The sequence below is a fragment of the Radiobacillus sp. PE A8.2 genome (genome assembly GCF_045635475.1).
Taxonomy (GTDB): Bacteria; Bacillota; Bacilli; order Bacillales; family Amphibacillaceae; genus JBJGXI01.
Map to the genome: position 1 here is coordinate 58,894 of NZ_JBJGXI010000011.1, position 24,041 is coordinate 82,934.

16 protein-coding genes are annotated in these 24,041 nt (G+C 38.6%); 2 read left to right on the forward strand and 14 right to left on the reverse strand.

All coding sequences use genetic code 11. The features are described 5' to 3' along the window. Window positions 1-11: 11 nt before the first annotated feature. The 6 genes from ACI6MV_RS08115 to ACI6MV_RS08140 form a co-directional block, all read right to left on the reverse strand. Entirely contained in the window at window positions 12-632 is a 621-nt protein-coding gene (locus ACI6MV_RS08115; protein WP_407269779.1) for an NUDIX hydrolase, read from the reverse strand. A gap of 88 nt (window positions 633-720) precedes the next feature. Then, window positions 721-2,499, reverse strand: coding sequence for a glycerophosphoryl diester phosphodiesterase membrane domain-containing protein (locus ACI6MV_RS08120; RefSeq protein ID WP_407269780.1), 1,779 nt, complete (start codon window positions 2,497-2,499; stop codon window positions 721-723). A 110-nt stretch (window positions 2,500-2,609) separates the two neighbouring features. Beyond that, window positions 2,610-3,161, reverse strand: a complete 552-nt coding sequence (locus ACI6MV_RS08125) for a TVP38/TMEM64 family protein (RefSeq protein WP_407269781.1) — start codon at window positions 3,159-3,161, stop codon at window positions 2,610-2,612. A 72-nt stretch (window positions 3,162-3,233) separates the two neighbouring features. After that, window positions 3,234-4,580: a M20/M25/M40 family metallo-hydrolase gene (locus ACI6MV_RS08130; RefSeq protein ID WP_407269782.1), complete on the reverse strand. Its 1,347-nt coding sequence runs from the start codon at window positions 4,578-4,580 to the stop codon at window positions 3,234-3,236. Further along, window positions 4,581-5,288: a small-conductance mechanosensitive channel gene (locus ACI6MV_RS08135; RefSeq protein WP_407269783.1), complete on the reverse strand. Its 708-nt coding sequence runs from the start codon at window positions 5,286-5,288 to the stop codon at window positions 4,581-4,583. 19 nt (window positions 5,289-5,307) lie between these two features. Then, window positions 5,308-6,015, reverse strand: a complete 708-nt coding sequence (locus ACI6MV_RS08140; protein WP_407269784.1) for a DUF5058 family protein — start codon at window positions 6,013-6,015, stop codon at window positions 5,308-5,310. Between the two features lie 284 nt (window positions 6,016-6,299). On the opposite strand from ACI6MV_RS08140, the gene ACI6MV_RS08145 reads away from it, so the two are divergent. Next, complete coding sequence (locus ACI6MV_RS08145) at window positions 6,300-6,854, forward strand: GNAT family N-acetyltransferase (RefSeq protein ID WP_407269785.1); 555 nt, start codon at window positions 6,300-6,302, stop codon at window positions 6,852-6,854. A 172-nt stretch (window positions 6,855-7,026) separates the two neighbouring features. Here ACI6MV_RS08145 and ACI6MV_RS08150 read toward each other — a convergent pair whose 3' ends face one another. From ACI6MV_RS08150 to ACI6MV_RS08180, 7 genes are all read right to left on the reverse strand, one after another. Continuing rightward, window positions 7,027-10,227, reverse strand: coding sequence for a UvrD-helicase domain-containing protein (locus tag ACI6MV_RS08150; protein WP_407269786.1), 3,201 nt, complete (start codon window positions 10,225-10,227; stop codon window positions 7,027-7,029). After that, entirely contained in the window at window positions 10,220-13,216 is a 2,997-nt protein-coding gene (locus ACI6MV_RS08155; RefSeq protein ID WP_407269787.1) for a PD-(D/E)XK nuclease family protein, read from the reverse strand. The genes ACI6MV_RS08150 and ACI6MV_RS08155 overlap by 8 nt, the downstream gene beginning before the upstream one ends. Window positions 13,217-13,723: 507 nt before the next feature. Beyond that, the gene (locus ACI6MV_RS08160) at window positions 13,724-14,731 is read right to left on the reverse strand and encodes an HAAS signaling domain-containing protein (protein ID WP_407269788.1); all 1,008 of its coding nucleotides are present in this window, start codon (window positions 14,729-14,731) and stop codon (window positions 13,724-13,726) included. Between the two features lie 3 nt (window positions 14,732-14,734). Next, on the reverse strand, window positions 14,735-15,079 hold the full coding sequence (locus ACI6MV_RS08165) for a PadR family transcriptional regulator (RefSeq protein ID WP_407269789.1): 345 nt from the start codon (window positions 15,077-15,079) through the stop codon (window positions 14,735-14,737). A 112-nt stretch (window positions 15,080-15,191) separates the two neighbouring features. Continuing rightward, window positions 15,192-15,689 carry an antibiotic biosynthesis monooxygenase family protein gene (locus tag ACI6MV_RS08170; RefSeq protein WP_407269790.1) on the reverse strand — a complete coding sequence of 166 codons (498 nt, stop codon included), beginning with the start codon at window positions 15,687-15,689 and terminating at the stop codon, window positions 15,192-15,194. A 681-nt stretch (window positions 15,690-16,370) separates the two neighbouring features. Next, on the reverse strand, window positions 16,371-17,072 hold the full coding sequence (locus tag ACI6MV_RS08175) for a hypothetical protein (protein WP_407269791.1): 702 nt from the start codon (window positions 17,070-17,072) through the stop codon (window positions 16,371-16,373). 165 nt (window positions 17,073-17,237) lie between these two features. Next, complete coding sequence (locus tag ACI6MV_RS08180; RefSeq protein ID WP_407269792.1) at window positions 17,238-17,528, reverse strand: hypothetical protein; 291 nt, start codon at window positions 17,526-17,528, stop codon at window positions 17,238-17,240. A 302-nt stretch (window positions 17,529-17,830) separates the two neighbouring features. Here ACI6MV_RS08180 and ACI6MV_RS08185 point away from each other — a divergent pair, with 302 nt between their 5' ends. Further along, window positions 17,831-18,859 carry a LacI family DNA-binding transcriptional regulator gene (locus ACI6MV_RS08185; protein ID WP_407269793.1) on the forward strand — a complete coding sequence of 343 codons (1,029 nt, stop codon included), beginning with the start codon at window positions 17,831-17,833 and terminating at the stop codon, window positions 18,857-18,859. 89 nt (window positions 18,860-18,948) lie between these two features. Here ACI6MV_RS08185 and ACI6MV_RS08190 read toward each other — a convergent pair whose 3' ends face one another. Beyond that, window positions 18,949-24,015 carry a carbohydrate binding domain-containing protein gene (locus ACI6MV_RS08190; RefSeq protein ID WP_407269794.1) on the reverse strand — a complete coding sequence of 1,689 codons (5,067 nt, stop codon included), beginning with the start codon at window positions 24,013-24,015 and terminating at the stop codon, window positions 18,949-18,951. Window positions 24,016-24,041: the final 26 nt, after the last annotated feature.

Consider the following 24,041-nt stretch of genomic DNA (forward strand, 5'->3'; position numbering starts at 1 on the left):
GTCTTCCACCTTTACGCTTCTTCCAATATTTCAATAAAATGGGTAATGATTTTTGCCGTTAATCCCCAAATAACCTTTCCATCATACGTATAAAAGTATTCATCCATCGTACTGTTGCGCCAATTATAATTTTCTCCGCCAGCAATAAGGTCAAATGGGAAGTTTTCTTCTGGCTGTATATCTAAGTTAACTTTATATATTTTTGGCTTTGTTTCTTGAAAGAATCTGAGCGGCACCGTAAATAGCTCTCCCACTTCTGAAGGATTTGGTTGCATCTTTTCTGGAGTATGAATAAATCCAACATGGGAGTAAACGACCATGCCAAATGGGGAAACTAAATAATCTAACGGGTACACATTCTCGATATCTGTTGTATTAATCCCCAACTCTTCCGTTGTTTCTCTTATCGCTGCAGCTTGTGCGGTTGAATCCTGTCGATCCATTCTACCGCCTGGAAAACAGATTTCTCCCGGCTGCCTTCGCATTGTTTCGGCGCGCACTTCAAACAAAATCTGCATTTCATTTTCTTTTTGAATAAGTGGGATAAGGACAGCATATTTAGAAAAACGCTTACCACCAAGAATGGTTGGTTGGTGGTTAATCACTTTATCTACGATTGATTTTTGATTCATATATTCACCCCTAAACCTTACACTACACCTTTATTGTACAATATAGAATGCAGACATTCGAATATACTGGCTCGTACTTGAACAGGTGCTATTCCGAGAATTCCACCCCTAACACTTGATACACCCTTTCCGGATAATCAGTGATAATGCCATCAATATCATACTTCAATACTTCTCGTATATTTCTTTTATTATTTACTGTCCATACCCACACTTCACGGTCTAGCTTCTTAGCATTGTTAACAAACCGCTGCGTTAACATCGTTTGCTTAATTGCATAAAAATCAACATCTAAATCTTCTAAATCACCTGCAGATAAGTACATAATCTGGCCGATTTTAATATCACTATTCAACTGTTTAATATCCTTTATATCTTCGTAATTAAATGATTGAACATAGGTAGCTTCCACCATGTTATGTTTCTCAATTATTTTTACTAGTTCCTCTGCAAAATCTTCATTTGTATCAACCGATTTTACATCGATAAGCAGTTGTATATCGGTTTGTTTTATTTCTTCCATCACCTGGTCCAACGTTGGTATTTTTTCCCCAATAAATTCATCAGAAAACAGACGGCCAATATCAAGTTTTAACACTTCTTCATACGTCATCTCACTTATCTTTGACCTGACATCTGCTGTTCTGCGAAGGTTAATGTCATGATTTAAAACGATCACTTTATCCTTCGTCATTTGTACATCTATTTCAATGGTGTCTACCCCTTTATCAATTGCGGCCCGAATACTACTAATCGAGTTCTCTGGTGCACTTTGCAGATCGCCCCGGTGACTAGTCACAGAGATATCCCATTTTAAATAAACGATATTATCATTAACAAAGAAGTTAACAAAAAACATTACCGTAATATAAATAAACACCGTGATTACTAGTGAATATTTCCTTTTAGCAAAAAAGTTTGTGATTCCACGTTCCACACCATTTAACTTCTCATTTCTCTGCACTAATAACTCATCTGTTAAGGAGTTCTTGTTGAGTCGGTAAAATAATCTTGTAATGATAATGATGTTGATTGGTAATGTAAACAAGGAAAAAACAAGTGTAACATAACTAGTAACTGTGACTAAGTAGTTTTGGATAACATCAGCAATAATTGATGTTTCAAGTAGACTTGTTACATAAGAAACAACGGTAATCAGCAAGAAACCTAGCAGATACATAATCACATTTACTAACAGCAACGTAGATATAATGGAAGGTTTTTTACGTTTCGTTAACTTCCAACTGCTTTTCATTGCTTGAATTATATATTGATGCTTAATAAATATATAATGTAGTGTGAAAATCAATCTAATAAACAGATAGACAGCGACAAACAAGAGAGCTATATATATTAAAATGGAAACAAATGAATCATAAAAAAGATTAGTTAAAAAGATCGGCAAATTAAAATCAATTAGTGCCTTTACCGGAGATAAATCAAAAAAAGGCATCGTTAATAATAAAATAAATACCATTGCAAAAACGCCAAATCCGATTAACTTCGGCAACTTTTTTATCGTTGTAACAAATGCTTCGGAGATAAGAATACTTTTACCGAAATATCCTTTTTGAGCGATTGTAATAAATACACCGAATTCAATAAATAACATCACAACTGCAATCAGACTTATACAAATCATGCCAAGCAAGCCAGTATAGCTTAGGCCAATTTGATAAACCTCACCATTTAGCAATGAACCTGTTCCAATCATTCGTAACATCCGATTAAAAATAAGTGATATTAACGGAACAAAGAATAAACTTGTTAACAGCATATAAAGTAAAGCAAAAGCGATGTATTTTGTGAAATTTGATTTAAACTCTCTCAGACTATCGTGTAGTTCAAACATGTTGTCACCTGCCATATCGTGGATGTAGTAACCTTATTTTTCCCTTTTTCCATTGTCATGAAACATAAAATACCAGATACTCAAATCGATGAGCATCTGGTATGTTATTGTTGCCGGACGCACCTTTACGTCGGCTCCACTTTCGTCTTGTTTAATTTCTCCAAATAACGAAAAATAATGATTAATATAATAGCGATTACTCCCGTTACATACCAAGGAAGTTTGGTAATTGCTTCGCCAAATGCTGTATACATAATAGCAGGCATTATTAACCCTATAACAGACAGATACATATATTCCTTTATTGATTTTGTCATTTCGATCAAATAAAACGATAATAAATGAAAATGAACAAATGGCATTATTCTTAGAACCATAACCTGGCTAACAGATATTGTCCTATCTTTAAACATTTTGTCCTTTAATCTAGTGATTCCCTTACGAAATCTAGGAAATTTATTAACGAGTAGATAAGAGACCAAACTCATGAGCGAAAGACCGATAAAATTTAATAAAGCACCTTCAAAAAAACCAAATAGTACTCCTCCAAGAATGCACATAACAATAACCGGAATAAACAACAGCGGCCGAATCAAATGTAAAATAACAAAAAGTACAGGAGCTAACCATCCAGCACTTTCTATAAATAATTCCAGTGAATGTTCAAATTGATTCATGCTCACCCCTCCTATCTAAGAAGATGCTTGCTAACTAGGAAGGTTAAACGATAATGATAATAAATTCAACCATCATTTATTCCCAAAGCTCTGCAGCGCCTTAAATATCCCATCGGCACCAAAGTATAAAGCATCTACAGGAACGCGTTCATCCTCCGCATGCACCGTTTTTAAAAAATCAAATTCTGGTGGTAATCGCAATGGTGTAAACCCATATGTTTGAATGCCAAGGCTTGATAGAAAGCGACCATCGGTTACACCTGGAAGTACGAAAGGAATCGGCACGCCATCTGGATCCTTTTCTTTAATAATAGTCGCTAACCGATCAAATAGTTCCATATCTACTTTTGCATTTGTTATATCTGCGCGCGTCACTTCGATCTCAATTTCATCATCCTTTATTAATTCCTTTAACTCATGAAGAAATTGTTCTTCCGTAAACCCTGGCAAAATCCTACCATCAATTTCGACGGTAACCTCACCTGGAATCACATTTACTTTATCACTTGTATGAATAATCGTGGCAGCAACAGTGTGATGCAACAATGCTTCAAACAGTTGTCCTTGCTTTCCTAACAGCTTTAATATCGTACGTGTCATTCTTGGATTAGCTAATTGTTTTAGTGCTTGTTTTTTTGGAAAAGGCATTTCATTCGCAATACCTTCAATCATCTCCATGATGACGGGTGTGATGTGAATCGGCAGTGGCTGGTTTAACTTTTCTAAAAATACAGCTAACTTATTCATGACGCCATCTTTAACCGGCATCGACCCATGTCCTCCTTGACCTCTTAAGGTGACCTTTAGCGAACACATTTGCTTCTCAGCAACCATAATCGGATAAAAACGGACCCCTTCAAGCTCCATAGAAAAGCCACCAAATTCTCCAAGCGCATAGTGTACCCCATCAAATAGCTCGGGATGCTGTTCTACTAAAAACTTTGCCCCATCATCGCCGCCGTCCTCTTCGTCACTTAAGATAACGAGCAGCACATCTCCTGATAATTGGGTTTGCTCTACTTTTGCTTTTAGAAAGGCAGCTATCATCATCGCAACACAGCCTTTCATATCGACTGCACCTCTTCCCCATACATAACCATCGATAATTTCCCCAGCAAATGGATCATGCGTCCAACGTTGATTTTCTGTTGTGACCACATCAACATGGCCATAGAGTAATAGCGGGGCAGCGTCGCCTTCACCTTTTAATCTAGCAATTAAATTTGGTCGATTTTCATCACGGCTAACGATTGTAGACACAATACCATACGCCCCCAATAAATCTTTTATATAATTTATACAGGCCTTTTCATGGCCGGGAGGATTTGTTGTATTAAATTGGATAAGCTTTTGTAAAATTAACTCCGGTCTTTCATGCATGCTTAACGTCTGATTGGTAGTTAATAGCTGCTTCTCCACTTAGGAAGCCTCCTTCGAACTGACTTTAGAATCAATCCATACACAAATAGCAATCGTCGCAATAAGCGGAACGAAAATGTTTTGTAATGCTGGTGGCGCAAACACCGCTACGACAATCGCGATTGCAATTCCAATGGCGCCAAACAATGGCCTTCGCATCGCAAACTGGCCAACAATCGCACCAAAGATCGCGGGCAGCACATATTCAAATAGACTATAAACGGATTCAGGCAAGATAGATAATAGATAAGAGCCGGTAAAAATGATAGGAATTAAGATTGCTATATTAACGAGCGAGGCCGCTCCCATCGCTAACGTTGCGGTAATCTCGCCTTTTCTTGTACCAGGTTCTGCGCCGATTGCATGTTGTGCGGCTGCGGCAGAAGGCAAGCACATATTTGAGATGTTTCCTGTTAGAAATGCTAAATAGGTGCCTGATATGCCTAACGTAGGGAAATAAAGCACAGGCTCAAGTGCCCACCCTAATGCCATAATCGCTGCATACGCTAGAAATCCTGCTATGATTGGTTGCCAGCCAGGATGATAGCCAACAACAAACGAAAGATAAAGCGGCATGGTGATTGATACGAGCATAACAACCCAAATCGGTATTCGCCCCCATAAATGTGCTTGTTGATGAAACTTGTCCATTGCTTTCGCTTCACTGATTACTTGCACAGACTCGTTGTTCTTTTTGATAGCTTCCAAGATAATCTCTCCCTCTCCATTAGGTTACGATGTAAACAAATAACAGACCACTTAAAATAGAAAGACCTAGTGACCATTCTTTTAACCACGTAATCTTAAACTTATTCGCAATCCAAACAAAAGCCATCATCGTAATCCCTGCAGCAAACCCAACAATCGTATGAACAGATCCCTTCATCATCTCAGCACTTGCTAAATAACTGAATGCTCCAATCATTGCTGCTGTCGTAACAACAATCATTATTTTTCCATCTCCACGTTTTGCAACGATTTTCTTTTCAACATTGCCCATCGATTTTGTAAAAAAGGCAACGACGAACAACCCAAGCGCTCCACTAAATGATAAAACCCAGACGACTGTAGTGAGTGCTTCACGGGTAAACGCTTCGGAACCTAAATCAGCACCATACGCTTCAGCAGCAAGACTGGCACCTAACGCTTCAATTGGTGCGGAACCGATAATGCCAATTCGCATCATGGTAAGCGGATCGCCAAGGAAGGTGATTAAAGAAATGGCAACCACCATGATTCCCAAAGATGGTCCAATCGCACTGATCGCACCTGTCTTTAGTGCACTCTTCACCTTGTTACCTGTCATCCCGATTTCTTTACTTGTATTCGCTGCCAATTTAATAAAAATGGCACCTTGCAAAACAACCATTGCAATAACTAGCGAGGCAAAAATCCAAATCGAACTGCTATTCGCAAACTCCATGACCTCTTTCACACAGACAGCCCCTTTATAATGAGTTGTTAGAATTGTAGAAATTTTAGCATAACTTTTATTAAATGGGAATAGCATCACTTCTGCTTCATTTGTCTAATTTCAATAGAGTCTTCTATCTTTGAATTCTCAAAAAGAAAATGCCTTCCATATCCGAATTGACCAGATCGTATATTTCGAAGGCTTTCCTATTTCATATCGGTAGTTACATTTGCCACCATTCTCTTTTAGAATACATCTGCTTATGGTAGACTTTCTGAGTAAGATACAGCATAAGAGGTGTTTATTTGACTACATTTGACCACATATCAACAACAGACAGACTAATAATTCGACCACTGCAAGCATCCGATTATACGAATTGGTTACACGGGTTTTCAGATCGATTACCTTCTCAACACAGACATGATCAAGGAAAGATAGATATGACTGCGTGTACAGAACAATGGTTTTCTGATCTGGTGAAAAAGCATCAGCAGCTTGCCGCAGATGATGTCGCATACGTATTCGGCATCTTTCGCTTGGATGATGGCATGCATGTCGGCATGGTAGACTTCTCCACGTTAGAAAGAATGGATTTTCAATGGGGGCGGATTGGTTACTCGATACATAATCAATACTGGCGCCGAGGATACGGCAAAGAGGCAATCGCAGAGGCTCTACAGATCGGCTTTGCCCAATTGAATTACCACCGAATTGAGGCACATATTAATTTAGATAATTCAGCATCTATTCGTCTAGCAGAAAGTGTTGGAATGGAATTTGAATGTACGAGAAAAGCTTTCATCTATGAATTTGGTGGATGGACAGATAATCACGTTTACTTTGTGAATGCAGAGTAGTCGTGTGTTTGCTGAAATTTAATCGGTCACCATGAGATTAGAATATTATATTCAGCGCTAGTATAGAATTAGTAGATAAAGAGTAGCTAGTGTCCGCCATTAGTTAATAAAAGGCCTCGGTTGCATAATCGAGGCCTTTTCCTGTTTATCCAGAACACACTATTCGAAATCACTACCCCACCACTTCCGAAAAGAAAAACAGCCGACTCTCCTTCACCTTATCCCCTGTCATATACTCCCAGGCACGCTCGTAAAAAGTAATTTGGTCACGGTAAAAATCTCGGAGTCTTTTAAAATCGTCAGCATGTTCAGGGCGATCGGTTTTGTAATCAACAATCGTCCATTGTCCATCTTTTCTATAGATTAAATCAATTACACCTTTAACGAGCACCGGCGAATAATCGTCTGCTTGCTTGTGTAATAGCGGATATAACGGATCACCGGAAGCAACCTTGATGCTTATTGGGACTTCCGTTAACACTTGATCAGCGAATTGAAGCTCGTCCCAGATTGTTGATTGTTTCCATATACGAACATAGTCTTTTACTTCTGGTTCGCGATCGGCCGGGATGCGATGACGCTTCAAGCTATTTTTAATAAAGTTATCTACATCCTTACCTTGGACAACCTTTTCTAATACCTCATGGATAATCGTCCCCCATGCTTGTCCGCCACCAGCAGCACGCTCCATCCCTGACAATGCCGCGTAATCCTTGTCATCCGTTGGACTCCACATTCTATACGTATTATGTTTGCTAGTTTCCAACCAGTCTAATTGTTTCGTAGTCTGTGTTTGAAACTCCTGTAGCGTGATCAATGTAGTGGTTTGACTTGTCTCTTCGCCTCGTTCTACTTCAGGAAGTTCAACCTGTTCCACATCTTCTATTGCCAACAGTTGACGCCACGGGTTTTTGTTATCATTTTTTGCACTAGAGCTAATAATTAATGCTTGCTCTGCCCGAGTTGCTGCAACATAGAGAATACGGATTTCTTCTTCAGTTAAATAACGCAGTTCTTCTGCTTTCATGTTTTCCCAGTCTAATGGAAGTGCGATTGTCTTTGACTGAAAGCTCTTTTTAATCGAAAATGAAAAATAACCTTTCGAACGATTGTCTTCCCGTTTGATATGTTTGGACAAAAACGATTCTGGGTCTACTTGTTTTTTCGGATGAACGAGAAAGACTACTGGTGCTTCCAACCCTTTTGCTTTATGCACATTCATCACCCGAACTGCATCTGCATCTTCTTCTAAGTTAGCGACTGCTGTTTTTTCCATGACCATGCTAGTGAATAATTCACACATCGCTTGGTATGTCGTCGTTCCATTCGATTCTGCTTTTCGCATTGCTTCTATTATTTGCAGCAAACTTTTTTGCGCTCTTTTTCCATGTTTGTTGTGTAAAAGTAACGGATAAAAGCCACTATCATCGATGATTTTCTCAATCGCTGTTGCAGGGTTAAAGGCACGAATCCATTTTTGATAGGTTGCTAGTTTAGTTAATGCGATCGTGAATCTTTCTTGCGTTTGCACAGGTAACGTATTCGGCATATCACTATATACGGAGAAATATCCTCCAGCCTGTTTCCACTGGTAAAGATCGTCATCACTGATACCGAAAAATACGCTTCGTAACGTAGCAACTAACGCTAATGAATCTGTCGGATCTACAAACGTGTTTAATAACGTTAATAAATCTTGAAATTCAATTATTTCACCAATCACAATTTCTCCGCTCACACTAACAGGAATACCGTAATCCTCAATTTTTTGTGCATATGTAGCAATCCCATCGTTATATCGCGTGAGCACCATAAAGTCCTTCGCAGCAAAGCCCTCACCTAACTGCGCTTGAATATAGAGGGCGATATTTTCTGCATCTTGGCTAATAACTTCATCCTTATTCGTATAGTCAGCAGAAACAGCGAGTCGTTTTATCCCAGAAGGCTTATTTCCTGTGTCTTGATGAAAAGCATGTAGCGGGCGGTATGCCGCTTGATAAAGGCTTTCATTTTCAGGCAAAGCATGCTGAAACACACCATTTAATTTTTCGGTTACGGTATTTACGGTGCGAAAATTCATCGTTAGCTGCAGCACTTCTCCGTCATGTGCCTCAATCAATTGTTTCACACGGTTATAGGTATCGATATCTGCACGCCGAAACCGGTAGATTGCTTGTTTCGGGTCACCAACAACAAATAGAGAACCAGGCTTTGGTTTACATGCTGTCCATAATCTTTGATGATGATCCTCACCTGTTAGAAAAAACATGATCTCCGCTTGAATTGGATCGGTATCTTGAAATTCATCAACGAGTAGACAATGATATCGTTGTTGGAAATAGCTGCGAATCTCTGGATTATCCTTCAGTAATGCATTTGCTTTGATTAACAAATCTTGATAATTGAGTAATGAACGTTGCTTCTTTAATTGCTCATATACTTGCATTGCCCCAGAAAGAATCGCAATTACCTTGTGATGGCAATACTCTCTCCACGCTTGGAGCAATCCTTTAACTGATTGATCAAACATGCTTGTAATTTTTTCGTGGTAATATTTTGCATCTTCTTTTGATTCCCAACGATTTAAAGTTGGCTTCACGTTCTTATCAAATAACTCGAAGATCTCAATGATTTGCTTGTCACTAGCTTCATCGATATGACGCATTTTCATTAATGTTGCAAGGATTGCTTTTTGCAAGCTATCATATTTTTTGTCAGGTTCCGTTTCCGGCAATGCACGCTTTGCCTCTTGAATAATCGCCACAAACGATTGATAGGTTGCTAGTAGCTGCGGTTTTTCGGTTGGCGAAGTTATCCACTCTACATCTGGGTAATTTTTAATGTCTTTGAGAGTTTCAAATAACTCATCTATCTTGATTCCTAAAAGATTCATTTCGGAAAGCTGCTCTGGATTAGTTTCTTGTAAAAGATAAAGGTACCTGTGCCACGCTTCTTCTAGTAGCTCTTGGTCAGCTGTTTCCTCTAATTCCTGAAACGTTAAATCTAACTTTGCCTCAATCGGTCTTTCTCTTAAGAGCTTCGCACAAAAAGCATGAACCGTTCCAATAAAGCACTGCTCCATATTTTGCAGCGCATGAGCAAGACGTATTTCAGAAGCAGGCTCGACTTCCGCCTGCCACTTTTTTTCTAATTCTGCCTGAAAACGAAGCTTTAGCTCATCAGCGGCTTTTCGCGTAAAAGTAATCGCAACAATTTTGTTTACTTCACACGTGCCTGTATAAATCAAATTAACCATCCGCTGCACTAGACTCGTCGTCTTCCCTGAACCTGCTCCAGCTTCAACTAAGAAGTTGGTAGAAAGCTCCTGCTCTATTTTAACCCGTGCTTGTTGGTCAACTATTTCTCTACTCATAAGCGCGTATCCCCTTGAACTTCTGCAATCCAACTGCATCTTGATCAATTTGCTTTACTTCCAATGTTTCCTTTGCATAAAAAGCCCGACGACATACCGATTTAAAATCACAAAACTTACAATCGTTCACATCATCTGTCATCGTGAAGTGGCCGTGTTTGATAACATCAACTAATCTTTCTAATATGTCATGCCCATTTGTACGAAGATGATCGTCTTGTTTGCGCACATATCGTTCCCCTAATCCCTTTGTGCTCGGGAAGTAATAGGCACTCTCCTTCACAGATCCTGATTCTAGCTTTAAATGCTCCTCAATTGCTGCCGCATAAATAAAGTGCTGCAGCTGACGTCCCCCTTTAAAATAATCATTCTCCGCGTAGCTGTAGGTGCCCCCTGTTTTATAATCGATAATGTGATAATCACCATCAGCCGATTTGTCTACTCTATCTATTTTTCCTGATACAGAAATTGTCTCTTGTGATGCTAGGGTGATCTTGGCTGGGACGGTGTCACCGATTCCGAACGTGTACTCAAATTCCTGGGCTTCGTAATCTTTGCCATGCGCTTCTTCTTCTTTCAAAAAGATGTCACAGCACAGCATAATATCTTCTCTTTCCAGCTCGAATATACGTGCACTTGGTGGTGGCTGGAGCTGCTTATATTCATCCATATGCGCTTGGGCAATTTGAGTAATAAGTGCCTTATGAGAAGCATAAAAGGGTTGCTCATTTTTACGTTTTAAAGACTTGTAAAAGGTTTCGAACACACTGTGTAACAAACTCCCTCTCGTAGCTGCATCAAGCCAAGCATACGGATCATAGCTCACATCTTCGACCGGTTTCACTTTAAGAATTTCCGCCAAGAAATAAGCGTAAGGGCACGCTGCAAGCTGTTCTAGCTTCCCTGCTGTCATCAGCCTATCTTTGTTTTGCCTTGGATCATAAATAGCCTCATCAATGGCAACCATACCGTCATATGACGTGAATGCATCTACTTTTCTTTGTTGCTCCGCTCTAATACCATGTGGGAGATTTTCATAATACTGCATCAACTTAGCATCCAGCTCGGATACTGTATCTTTTGCGAGTATACGATTCCAATAGTCTTTCACTTCAAAAATGTCTGATGCAGTTAGTGGTGCATCAATCGTTTTAACATCCTTAAATTCAGCTTCAGGCTTGTCCCATGCCATTCTATAACCTTGTAAAAATAGGTGCGAAGGGCTTACTGTTCGATTGTCATTAATATCAAAGTTACAATAACTAAATGACACCTGACCGTTCGTTAAGGTTAAAATCTGCAGCATCGTATAAACATTTTCCTTGCCCGTTTCCTGAAGCAAAGGCAAAAAACTGCTCAACTGCTTTCTTTCTTCATCAAGCAACAGCGGATTTTCACTTGGTGTTCCTGGGAATGAGCGGTTGTCCAAGCCAACAATGAATACATGTGACCAACTACCGTATAATCCTTGCTTATAAGAAGATAGATGTAAATGTCCAGGTTTCGGACCGGAACGGTTGATACGCAACGACAATAGAAGGTCGGTAACTTTTTCAAAAGCATCGTAACTAGTTAATGATGCTTCTGCATATGGTAAAATGATCTCGATCCTTTCAAGCATTTCCGCCTTGGCAATCTCATCAAGTGCTGAAACCGCAAGACTATAATCTTTAAGCAGTTTTTCAATTCCTTTCAAAAGACCTCGATAATTCATCTCTGCTTCAACTACAGGAAGGTGCTTGAATAGCTTCACAAACCATTCATACAACCACGTTACATCACCTAATTGCTTTTGGTAATATTCCAATTGTTCATCACTAGTCGCACCTGCTATTTTTTGATTAAGCGCTTCCAGCCTTAACTGCAGTTGCGTATGGTAGCGCGCTTGATCCCAACCAATCTTCGTATCGCGTAATATACTGGATATTTTCGTTTTTGATGGTGCACCTTCTGGAAAATCAAATAGACCCTCGTTCATTAATGTGATAAAAGTAGACACACTATATTTATCCTTCATCCACGTTATAAGCCCTTTTACTAGCTTGCCTGGTCGGCTAAAGCTAATCGGTAGCCCGTCAGCAAAAGTGATCGGTATTTGATATTTTTCCATTAGTTGAAAAGCTATTGTTACATACGGCTCTGCTTTTGTATAAAAAATGACGCTTTCATCTAAGTATGCTTGAGACTGTTTGATCTGTTCAAAAATATGTTTAATTTCCACTTCTTCCGTTTTGCTAGTAGATAGGAATAAATCAGGCTTTTGTCTCGCCTCATTTAGCTGGTACAAGTAACTAAATGGAGTCGGTTCAGACCACGAAATTGCTCGCAGATCATGGTAGTTAGGACTGGGAATACCAAGTATATTAGGCAATCCGAGCTTAATGGTATCATCAGGAAGTAGCTGTTCTAACAGCTTATGTTCTAGTTTTGTGAGAGGTAAATTTGATTGCAGCATGTAAACTGTGTTGTCTTGCGTTGGTGCCAGTGTTATCGCCTGTTTAATCAATGCTGCATCATCAACAAATTGGTTTGCTGCCATCAAAGCTTCATAATCAGCCATAATCCATTCAAAATCTGCTGCTTTTTCTGGAGATATAAATGCTTGTTTATTGAGGCTGTGACTGGCATACCCAGCGAGGCGCAGTTGTGTAATCGTTCGATGTAAGCTATTGCTAAATGATGGGGTAACTTCCATGCCACGAAAGTACGTGAGTAAGTGTTGATCAGCTAACTGTTTAAGTACGGTATAAACAAAGTGTGATCCAACAGCATCGTCTAAATAATGCTTTGTTTCACTCGTAAATTGCTCTACCAAATCTGTTGCTAGTTGCTTAACTGTCTTGGTTTTAAGGTTAATTGCATGATGTCCCGCGCGGATGAATGCGGTAATAATTTTATTACCAGTTGCATAGGAATCGACAATTAACACTTTTTCTTCATATTTATATTGTTGAGATAACTTGTCCAATTGATCTATGATTACCTTCATAACATCCCTCCTTGTTTATATTATCCTATTTATTACCAACAAGTTCAATAGTTATCTTTCTCAAAGGCTGTTTTGAGTTGTTGCTTTTAAACTACCTAATTGAATGAAAATACGACGTAGTGCTCGTGATTTCTCCTCAAGGGTCTAGTTATACCAGCAGCAGAAGAACTGACCGGATTGAGCGGCCATATAAGCGCTTATTTCTCTTGAAGTTTTAGTTTCGATGATTTGACGGACACCAGCGCACTTATATGTCGAAAACAATCGTTGAAACCACAATACCAGCCAAATAAGTGCGCTGGTGGCCGCATAATCTTTTATAATGCCTCTTTGTCACAGAAAAGGGCAGTAGTGGCCGTTCAGATTCATTGACCGCAGCAAATACCACCGCTGACATAACCGTTACAGATTGGTAATAACCTAGCTATAGATAAATACCCCAATCCGATGTTCCCCGTGCAATAACAACAAGCTTATTACGAATAGATACTTCTAAGCCGTACGCACCTATTTTTTTAGCGCTTTAAAAAACACGGTTACCGTATCCACAATTAAGACGATTAAAAATCCGATAAAAACAACGGATGTTGAATTTTCCCAAATTGCTTCTATGGTTGTATAATCTTCTCCATCAGGATTGATTCCCGTATATTGCGCAAGCTGCTGCATAAAATCAGGATTCCAAATTACTTTATCGACTACCAACAGAAAGACAAAAGCAAATGTTGCAATATTAAGCAGTACATTTATTATTGCAAGCTTTTTCGTCCATTTTCCGAAGATAAGCTTTATACACTCTTTTAAAATACCAATCCCGACAATTATATATATAGCAGGTAGAAATCTAGAGAGAGCTTCCTCGTTTAAAAATGGAACAATCGTTATCAATTGATCATTTTCAAAGATTGGTATCCCAAACAAATGGTTGTAGGAAATTATGAATACAAGACCTATTACAGAAAAGACAATTCCCGTTATAACTTCACCACGTTTGATCTGACGTTTTTTATCAGGGACAGCTGGAAGATCTGACGGCTTCCAATTGCCAATTCTACTATGCTTCATTTCAGGTGGAATCAACCCATAATAATCGGCGATCGCAAATGAAATCGTAATCCAAGCAAAAGCCCCTGTGGCTACGTTAATAATTGATCCGATAAAATTTAAGAAATGCTGCATCATAGCGTTTGGATCAATGATTACTTCAATCACAAAAACTACTGTCATCGCTATTAATATTCCAAACAATACAATCTTTAAAATCGTAAGATAAGGAAAAAACAACTCCGGACTTATAAGGTAATTTTTAGCCCCTCCATATTTAGTTGCCAAATCATAAGGATTGCCAAGCTCTGTCAATACATCCTCTACTTCTTGATTTGTCGCCTCTCGATTTCCAACTTTGTCTTCCAGCATATCTGCAATTAAACCGCGTAGCTCTTCTCCTATATCGGTTCGTTGAGCTTGTGGCAGTCGTTTCGTGACGGCATAAATATAGCGATCGATAATCTCCACGTTTCATTCCTCCTTTTGGCTAATTAAAATGTCCATACTTGAAACAATTTTTTGCCATTGTACACAAAGCAAATCGTACACTTGTTTTCCCTTGGGACTGAGCAAATAATATTTCCGTGGTCTAGCTTCATTCGTATCCCATTCACTTTGTAACAATTCTTGTTTTTCCAACCTGCGAAGTAAAGGATATAAAGTCCCAGGCTCTACCTGTACACCCTTCTCCGAAAGCATTGTTACGAGTGAATACCCATATTGCGGCTGATTAAGCTGACTAAGTACACCAATCGTTATCGTTCCTCTGCGCAGTTCCTGCAGTAATTTATCCACTAATTCATTTACATCGCTCACTTTGATCAACTCCTATTTTCATTATAGTGTGTATCGCACACTATTGTAAATAGTACATTAATATATTTATAAAATAAATAAGAAAAAAGCCTCTACCATAATTGGCTAAGGCTTACTCTGTTATATGATATTTCTCCACATAAGATGGTCGTGGAAATATTTGCGGCTTTTGTACGTCTATTCCTTCTGAGGTTTTCCGCTTTTCATGCGCATGTTGGTATGCATTTGATTGTCTCCAGGTTTCAAAGTCATCTTCCGTGTCCCAAAGTGTAAGCACCATATAGGTGTCCGAATTCAAAGGTCTGCAAACTCTAATTGCTACAAACCCGGGTTCACTTTCTATTTTGCGGGCGCGCGCCTGGAACCTTTCCTCAAACAACTCCCTGCCTTCTTCTACTACCGGGATATTATTAAATACCGCGAAAGCATTGCCACTCATATGTAACGAACCATCAATCACTTCGTATACTTTGTCTTCACTTCCGAGAAGTTCTTCATCTAATTTCTGATCAGTTTCGATCAGATATTTCATTTCCTTCCCCGCCTCAATCCGCAGTACATTCGATTGTTCATGCTGTTCTTTTAACTGTTCCACGATGTATATATACAAATTTATCGTCTCCTATTAGATCTCATTATATTTAATAACCATTTTACCACTGATAATATCTGCCCGCCTTAGAAAAGCACGCTAACACACTGTCCATGATAAATTAGAATGTTCCATGTTATCATGGATACACAAACTATAGCTATAGGAGTGAGGCCATTGTCTATTTTTAGTATATTCCGCCGTTCAAGCTGCGCTATATGTAATAGAAAAATTAAGCCTTTGCAAACGTATATAAACGACAAAGGTAAAACGATCAACGTATGCCTCGCCTGCTCAGAATATGCAGAACGCAGGGCTTTCTTGAAGAAGCGTTAATTTTACCAAACCTAGTCATCTACTTTACAATATGATCTGTCAATAAGAGTAAATCTTAATCGCTAGTATAATCCTAAAATAACGCAAGAAATTATTACGTACCTGTGTAAGAGCCTCAGCTAACCTATCCAAAAATTATCCAAGCGTAAATTTAATACTTCCATGCCCATAAAAAAAGGCACCGACTTAGGTGCCTTTTTTTGCTTATAGAGGTTGTTCAAAAAGTCACCAAATGATCAGCGGCGCATCTCTTCGTTGGCTTGTTTTTCCGTTGCTCACGTATTAAAAGCATACGTTCCGCTACTCGAAACTACGCCGCCTCGATCTGCTTGCTGCTAATTCGGCACCTTTTTGAACACGCACTTATACAAATTCATTATCCGTTCTTTGATATTCAATCTCTGTAATTTTCCAATTACCGTCGAATTTTTTGAAAGTGAAAATCATATCAAATTTTCCATGTAGCTCATCATCATGATTATGCACTAGTCTGTAAGTTTCTTGATCTATCTTTTCAATCGTATAGCCAGTTTCTTTGGTGAATAAAGGATAACCATCCCTCGGGATTAAATACAATCCATCTTCACTTTGGTTTACGTACTCATTCCATAAGGCACCAGCGGCATCTGTTGTCATAAATCCTGAGAATACATCATAAAGCTGTTCTTTCGTTTGAATCGTTTCAAATTTATATCCCATATTTTCTTCAGAGAAATTGTCATTGTTTACATCTGATTTTATTGTATCTAGCATATTATTGTATTTATTTAATACTTCAAGGAATACAGATTCATCCATTTGCTCTTCATTTCCATCTTTACTCTCTGTATTTGTGTTTTCAGGTTGTGTTTGCTCGGTAAGGGACTGCGTCTCAGTACTTGGTTTATCTGATGGTTGGTTAATGTTTACAAATGTATTTAGTTTTGGCGAAGCATTAACAACATTGCTTTCGTGCTGATGCACTTCTTTTTTACCGCTAGTCACGTCATTGCTGCTCAGTTCCTTTGTTCCACAACCAGATAAGAATAAAATGATAGCTATTGCAGCTAAAACCAAGTTCTTCACAAAAAAACATCCTTTCTACTTACTTACTTTCTATCTATATAGACGTTTGAACTCCGCGAAATGTTTCATTATTATTACAAATATATTTCTTATTAGTAACAGTATGTCCTTTTTTCTATAATATTAAACTTAAAAAATATCAATCTGTAAGAATGCATTGTTTACTTATTCAAAAATTGTATTCTGTAAAGTACCGTAAATTAACATCGTAACTCCTAGGGAACCCATTAAAATAAATACAGATATTGCCCAATTCTTCGCTTTTTCTTTAGAAATTATAATAAGGTTAAATATACAGAATATGATTAAAACTACTACAATTGAGCCAATCGCATATAACAAAAAACTTCCTTGTTGTGCCCACGCTTGGAAAACACCTAATAAAAATACAAAGTAAACACTAACTCCAACTATTATATTCCCTATTATCCAGATTATTCTATTCGTTCTCGTCATCATTGTTCCCCTCTATAGTTAAATTTCAGTTCATCTCTCTTTTAGTATTTCCTATAGATCATTCCATAATACAAACTTTTATTTAATCTATATAAGATAACTTTCATTTAGCCTTATATATAGTAGATTCCCCATATACAATTGGGGAAACATATAAATTTATAATTTTCGGCATAATTCAACAAGAAGCTTTGTAATTTATCAACTATTGAAGCAGCATATGGTATAATATAACTATAAATTTTAGGCGTATTGGATAGACAGGATCAGCTAGCGACAGGCCGGATAGGAAGGGAATTAGCATGAATCTTACAATTCAAGATATTGCAGACAGGGCAGGTGTTTCAAGAGCTACTGTTTCAAAAATTATTAATAATTATAACGGTGTAAATGCAAAAACGAAGCAAAGGGTAATGGAGATCATTAATGAAACTGGCTACCAGCCAACTTTTTCTGCTAAATCACTTGCTACAAAAAAATCCAACTTAATTGGAGTCATTTATGCTGGAAAAATTAACGTCGATTTTACCCACCCATTTTTTAATAAAGTAATTACTTCTTTTAAGAAAGCTGTTGGATTGTCCGGCTATGATATTTTATTGTTTTCTAATGAGCAATTCAAACAAGACAACGGTAGCTATTTAGCAAGATGTAAGCATTTTGGTGTGGATGGTTGCCTTATTATTTCTGGTGACGATATCGAGGATACAATTGAAGAATTAGTAAAAAGTGAGATACCTTGTATAGGGATTGATATAGAAATTATTGGACCTAACACTAGTTACGTTACAACAGATAACCAGATGCTGTCTGAATGTGTCGTACAACATTTATATCATAATTCTATAAAAGATATTGCCTATATTGGCGGTGAACAAGAATCTTATGTTGCAAAAAATCGAAAACAAGGATTTATAAACATAATGGAACGTTTATCTTTACCTATAGTTGATGAATGGCTTCAAACTGGTGATTTTTTTGCAGAAAGTGGTTACGTTGCAACGAAGCGGATATTAAGCAAGAAACCCTATCCAAGGGCGGTTTATGCAATATCTGATTTAATGGCATTAGGTGCGATAGAGGCGATTCAAGAGCACGGATTAAGCGTACCTGAGGATATTGCTGTGGTTGGATGTGACGATATCGAAGCGTGCCAATTTAGCAAGCCTAAATTAACTACAATCAAGCAGGATAAAGAAACTATTGGGAAATTATCAGCACAAATGTTACAGCATTTAATTCAACAAAAGCAAGATATTGAACCTAAACTTGTTGAACCTCAGCTGGTTGTTCGTGAATCATGTGGAAGTCTGATTGGCAAAAGTCTCTAGACTATCTAGAAACCGGTTTACTTCATTTAGTGCAATACGACTAACATAATTAGATAAAAAAGGGGTAGCCTCGGCTACCCCTTTCTAATTTATTCTCTTATGAAAATTATTTTTCTAAATAAAACAAACATTCCTAGCAATAGTAATACTCCACCAATCAATAATAAGTTAAACATATTTGATGCTGTGTCAGGAAGCTCAACATCCTTGTCTTCATCTGGAGCATCAGTGACAGGCTCAGGTTCTTCTGTAACTGGATCTTCCTTTTCAGCAATCTCAAAGACTGTGAAAGTACTAAAATGACTAGTTTCTGCAGTCACATATCCATCTGCATAAGTTCCACCGATCAATACCCACTCGCCGCTATCTTCATCATAATAATACAATTTCACATCGTCAGGTTTATCAACCTTTGATTCATCGACTTTAAATTTCAAAGTTACAGGATTTTCAAAGTTATCAATGATTGTATCCCCTTGCTTTATTGTAAAATCATATACTGGTGAAAGGGCATCTGGATTATCCTGGAATCTTTCCATTGTGATTTCAACATCACCTTCACCTACAAGGTTGGATGCCGGAATCATCATATCAATTCCATCTTTATTCACGTGAATAACAGCATTTTTCAGCTTTAATTTAGCAACTTGTGCTGCAGTTAGCTTTAATGTTTTTTGAGATGCATTGAGGTTCACCTCTAATGTTCCGCCATCTGCAAGCTCATTTACTTTTTTATCGTCTACGGTTACGTTTTTATTTTCGTTCCCTGGATCTTCAGTCCCTGGGTCCTCTGTTCCCGGATCTTCTGTTCCTGGGTCTTCAGTCCCTGGATCTTCTGTTCCTGGATCCTCGGTGCCTGGGTCTTCTGTTCCTGGATCTTCGGTGCCTGGGTCTTCTGTTCCTGGATCCTCGGTGCCTGGGTCTTCTGTTCCAGGGTCTTCTGTTCCAGTATCTTCTTCTACTTCTATTAGTCTCACATTATCTATGACCATATTGTAAGGTGCAGTTAGCTCCGGATCGTTCTCTCCTCTACCTAAACCGATGAGAAGTTGTTTCACTCCATCCGCACCAACTTCAATAACTGCTTCATATGTTTGCTTGTTATTGTCCACATTAAATGTTTGTATTTCACTACCCGCTAGTTCAACTGACATTGGTCGTGCTACATCAGATTGAACATCCAAGGCAATTTTGTACATTCCTGCTGGAACATCTAGGTTTTGGAGTAGCTGAATTTGCCACCATGCCCAACCTACTTGTTGTATGTTTACTTTTAGTTCCCCGTTTTCAACGTCAAATGCAGCAAGCCCTGCCCATGGTTCGTGATCTCCTTGATTGAATATATTCCAACCATCTACTAAATTATCCGGTGCTGTACCGAAAGTGGTTGTTGTATCAAAACCACTGTCAATTACTAGGTTTTCCCCAACTTCTACCCAATCCTTCTCTGGTTCTGTTGGTTCTTCTACCTTTTCTTTTAATACAAAATCATCAAATGAAACGGTATGTGCTTCCGTTGGTGTTGTTTCACCACTATTTACTACATCACCGAGCATAAAGTTCAATGTCAATGCTGCTTTGGTAGCTGTGAATTCATGTTTATATGTTTCCATAGCAGTAGTGAAATTGAATGGTACTCGAGCACTACCTTCACCAAATAACTCTACCTGAGTAGGTCGCTCGATTGTTGAACTCGCTTTAAAGCTAAGCTCATATGTTTTACCAATTTCAAGATTAATAGGGCCTTGGAAGAATTGATTTGCATAGTCATAACTTCCTAATGCAGTTACATTAAACTCAGCAATTCCATCCGTAACTGCAAGCGCCGCCGCTCCACCTTCACCTGACCAAGTTTCCCAGTTTTGCGTATTGTTGGCAAAATCACCATTACGTATTAGGTTACCATCATTCGCGTCTACATTCTGTGTTACAGAAGATGAAGCATATCCATCAGCTTCTACGACTACTTCATAAGCTGCTGCCTCAGAAAACAAATCAGCTGATAGTGTCAGTTTACCTGCTTCCAAAATATAATCTTCTTCAGCAAGTGCTTGACCATCTAATCTAACTGCAGTTACTTGATCTCTCCAGTCAACGTCATCTTTAAAGGTAATCTCCATCGCCTGTCCAAGTTTAGTATTGGTTGCATCAGCTCTTAGAGAAGGTGGCCTGTTAATCGGTGCATCCTTCACTTCAAGTACAACATTATCGATAACAACATCATGCTGACCTAATGATGCTGAGCCATTGATATTTCCGAGCAAGAACTTCAAATCAGCACTATCATTTGCTGACATTTTTAAGTCAAAGCTATAATTTTGCATTTGATTTGTAAGCTCTACCGTTTGATCGATATATCTTGTATAGGTAGAATTTTCTAGAATTGCACTGATTGTTCTATTTTGTGTTGATTTCGCATCAAAAGATAGAACATAGTCAATTCCTTTAGTAAACTCCATTCCAGTTTGGAACAGTTGGATACTCCAAGGTTGTCCTCCAACACCCGTTACAGTAGCCTTCGCTTCTTCATTGGCATATGAAAAACTTGCTGTTGCACCATCATTGTGCACATATGTTTCCCATGACGATTGTCCATCTGAAAAATCACCATTATCTAAAGGAAATACGTCGATACCATCAAAATCGATATTGTTCGTCGTCCTAATCAACTTCACATTATCAATAGTGACATTTGCATTATTACCACCTAACTGAACAACGAATTGTCCTTCCACATCAGTTGCATCACTCATCGTGAACGTAAATGAATGCTCTGCATTCGCTGTGGTTAAGCTCAATGTTTCCTGACCATAAACCATGCTAGCATCTTTACTAACCAATTTCACCTTTACATCACGAGCTTGGTCAGCAGATGCATCAAATGTTACTTTATAGTCGTTATTTTGCAGTAAGTTCATACCTTTTTGAGTAAGTGTTACATCATCTACATTACTGCCTCCATCTGTGATCGCAACGTTTAACTTTCTTTCGTCTGGATTAACAGATGCTGTTGCAGTAGCAGATGCATCAAAATTCCAATAGGTCATCCGGTCCATGTTACCTAAATCAAATGTTCCATTGTAAATATGGTTTCCATTTCCTAAAGGTTCTTTTGCGGCATTTTCATTATATGGATCGTTATTCTCAACTTCCATTTCCTCTACTTTTACGTTACCAATCCAGACTGGACCAGTAGCTGTTCCAAGATTAAATTCTAGTCTAGCTAATGGATCGGTTTCTGCACCCATCTGGAACGTAAAATCATAAGACTGAACATCTTGTGTTAGCGCAAAGGATTCGTTGCTTGAGTATGAAGCCCAACCTCGAGATGCCCCGCCACTTGCTTTAACATTGATATTACGCGCTGCAGCAGCTTTTGCATCAAAGCTAACTTTGTAATGTCTAGCAGTACCTAACGTCATGTTTTGAATTAATTGCACCGCATGGGTTGCATTTCCTGCTTGTGTTATATCAATTTTTGCAAAAGTATCACCATCTAATGTGTCAGTCGCAACCGTACCATTTCCAGCGAATGTATTCACATGGACAAAGTTCCAATAATCAGTGTCCAATGTTTCTGTGTCAGTCGAAATTTCAGTAAAGCCTTCGCTATAGTCTGGATCCCAGATTAAGTTACCATCGATAGGGTCCTTTGCATTTTCAGGTAAATCCTCTTTATCAAGTACCGTTTCTACTGGCTCTTTGTAGTCTCTACCTGTTAATTCGTAAACACGCACATAGTCGACTTCCATCTGTGCTGGAAGTTCCGAATCATCCGGCGTACGACCACCGTCAAAGTTTCCACCAACTGCTAGATTTAAAATCATGTAAAACTCTTGGTCAAACGGTGCTGGAAATGCATATTTTGCTGGTTGGTTCGCACCAACACTAGTCCAACTATTTTCAGTATGGAAAAGTTCGCCATCTACATACCAACGTATTTCCCCAGGTTCCCATTCTACAGAATAGACATGGAAGTTAGTGATTGAATCACCATTCTCAAATTCTTGTGCTCCTCCGGAAAAACTATTGTTCGGGGCTACTCCACCATAATGTATCGCTCCTGAGCTTTCATGTGGAAAACGACCCTTCGCTTCCATAATGTCAATTTCACCAGAAGATGCCCATGCACCATATACATCATCCTGCGGCATCATCCAAAAAGCTGGCCAAAATCCATCACCTTCTGGTAACTTCATTCTAGCTTCGAATTTACCATATTTCTTTTGAAAAGTAGGCTTGGTGAAAAGTCGTGAAGAGGTGTATGGCTTTCCATTCACCATTTCTTTATTTGCTTCAATCACTAATTTACCATCTTGTACACTAGCATTTTCCTCTTGGTAATATTGTTGCTCGTTATTTCCCCAACCATCAAGCCCATATTGTGAACCTGTACCAGTTTGGAAATCCCATTTATCTAAATCAACCCCATTTGCGTTAAGGTTGTCTCCAGCACCATCAAATTCATCACTCCACTGAAGTTCCCAGTCCTCATAGTGTTCTTCCGGAAGTGGAGTTGGCACGTCCTCATCTCCAGTTCCTGGGTCTTCACCATCACCAGGATCCGAGTTACCGTCATCTGACAAAGTCAGATTATATGGTAGGACGATATGAGATGCCTCAGATGGTGCATTTACTTTTAGTTCTGCATCTCCGGGACCGAATCGAACCCATGCTTCGAACATGATCTTTCCGTTTGAAAAGCTTGCATGATCTTGTCCAGATTCTTTTTCTAGTACTCTTGGAAAATGCTCATAGCTATCAGGGACAACATCCCCATTAGTTGCCATAACCGGATTTAAAGGTGTAACTTCTATACGATCCCAATTTCCGTCACCATCATAGTCATAAGATATTCTGGCATCAATTCCAATACCAGCGGCAAGACCATTTAAAAATAGATTTGATTCTGCATTACCAGACCCTTTATACTCCCCATTCACACCCTCTACTACATATTGCACCTTATCATTTGATTGCGGCAATATATCAGCAGTTGCTGTCGTGCCTTTTTCCGGAGATAATGCTTTCGTTTGATCTCCGCCGATTAAGTATAAAGTATCCGTTGATTCTGCTGCGGCATTAGTGGATACTATATTGAAGTTTGAAAATATTAATAAAGCGATTAAAAACATACTCATCCATTTTCTAAGCAAGCGAAATCCCTCCTAATATTAGTGTG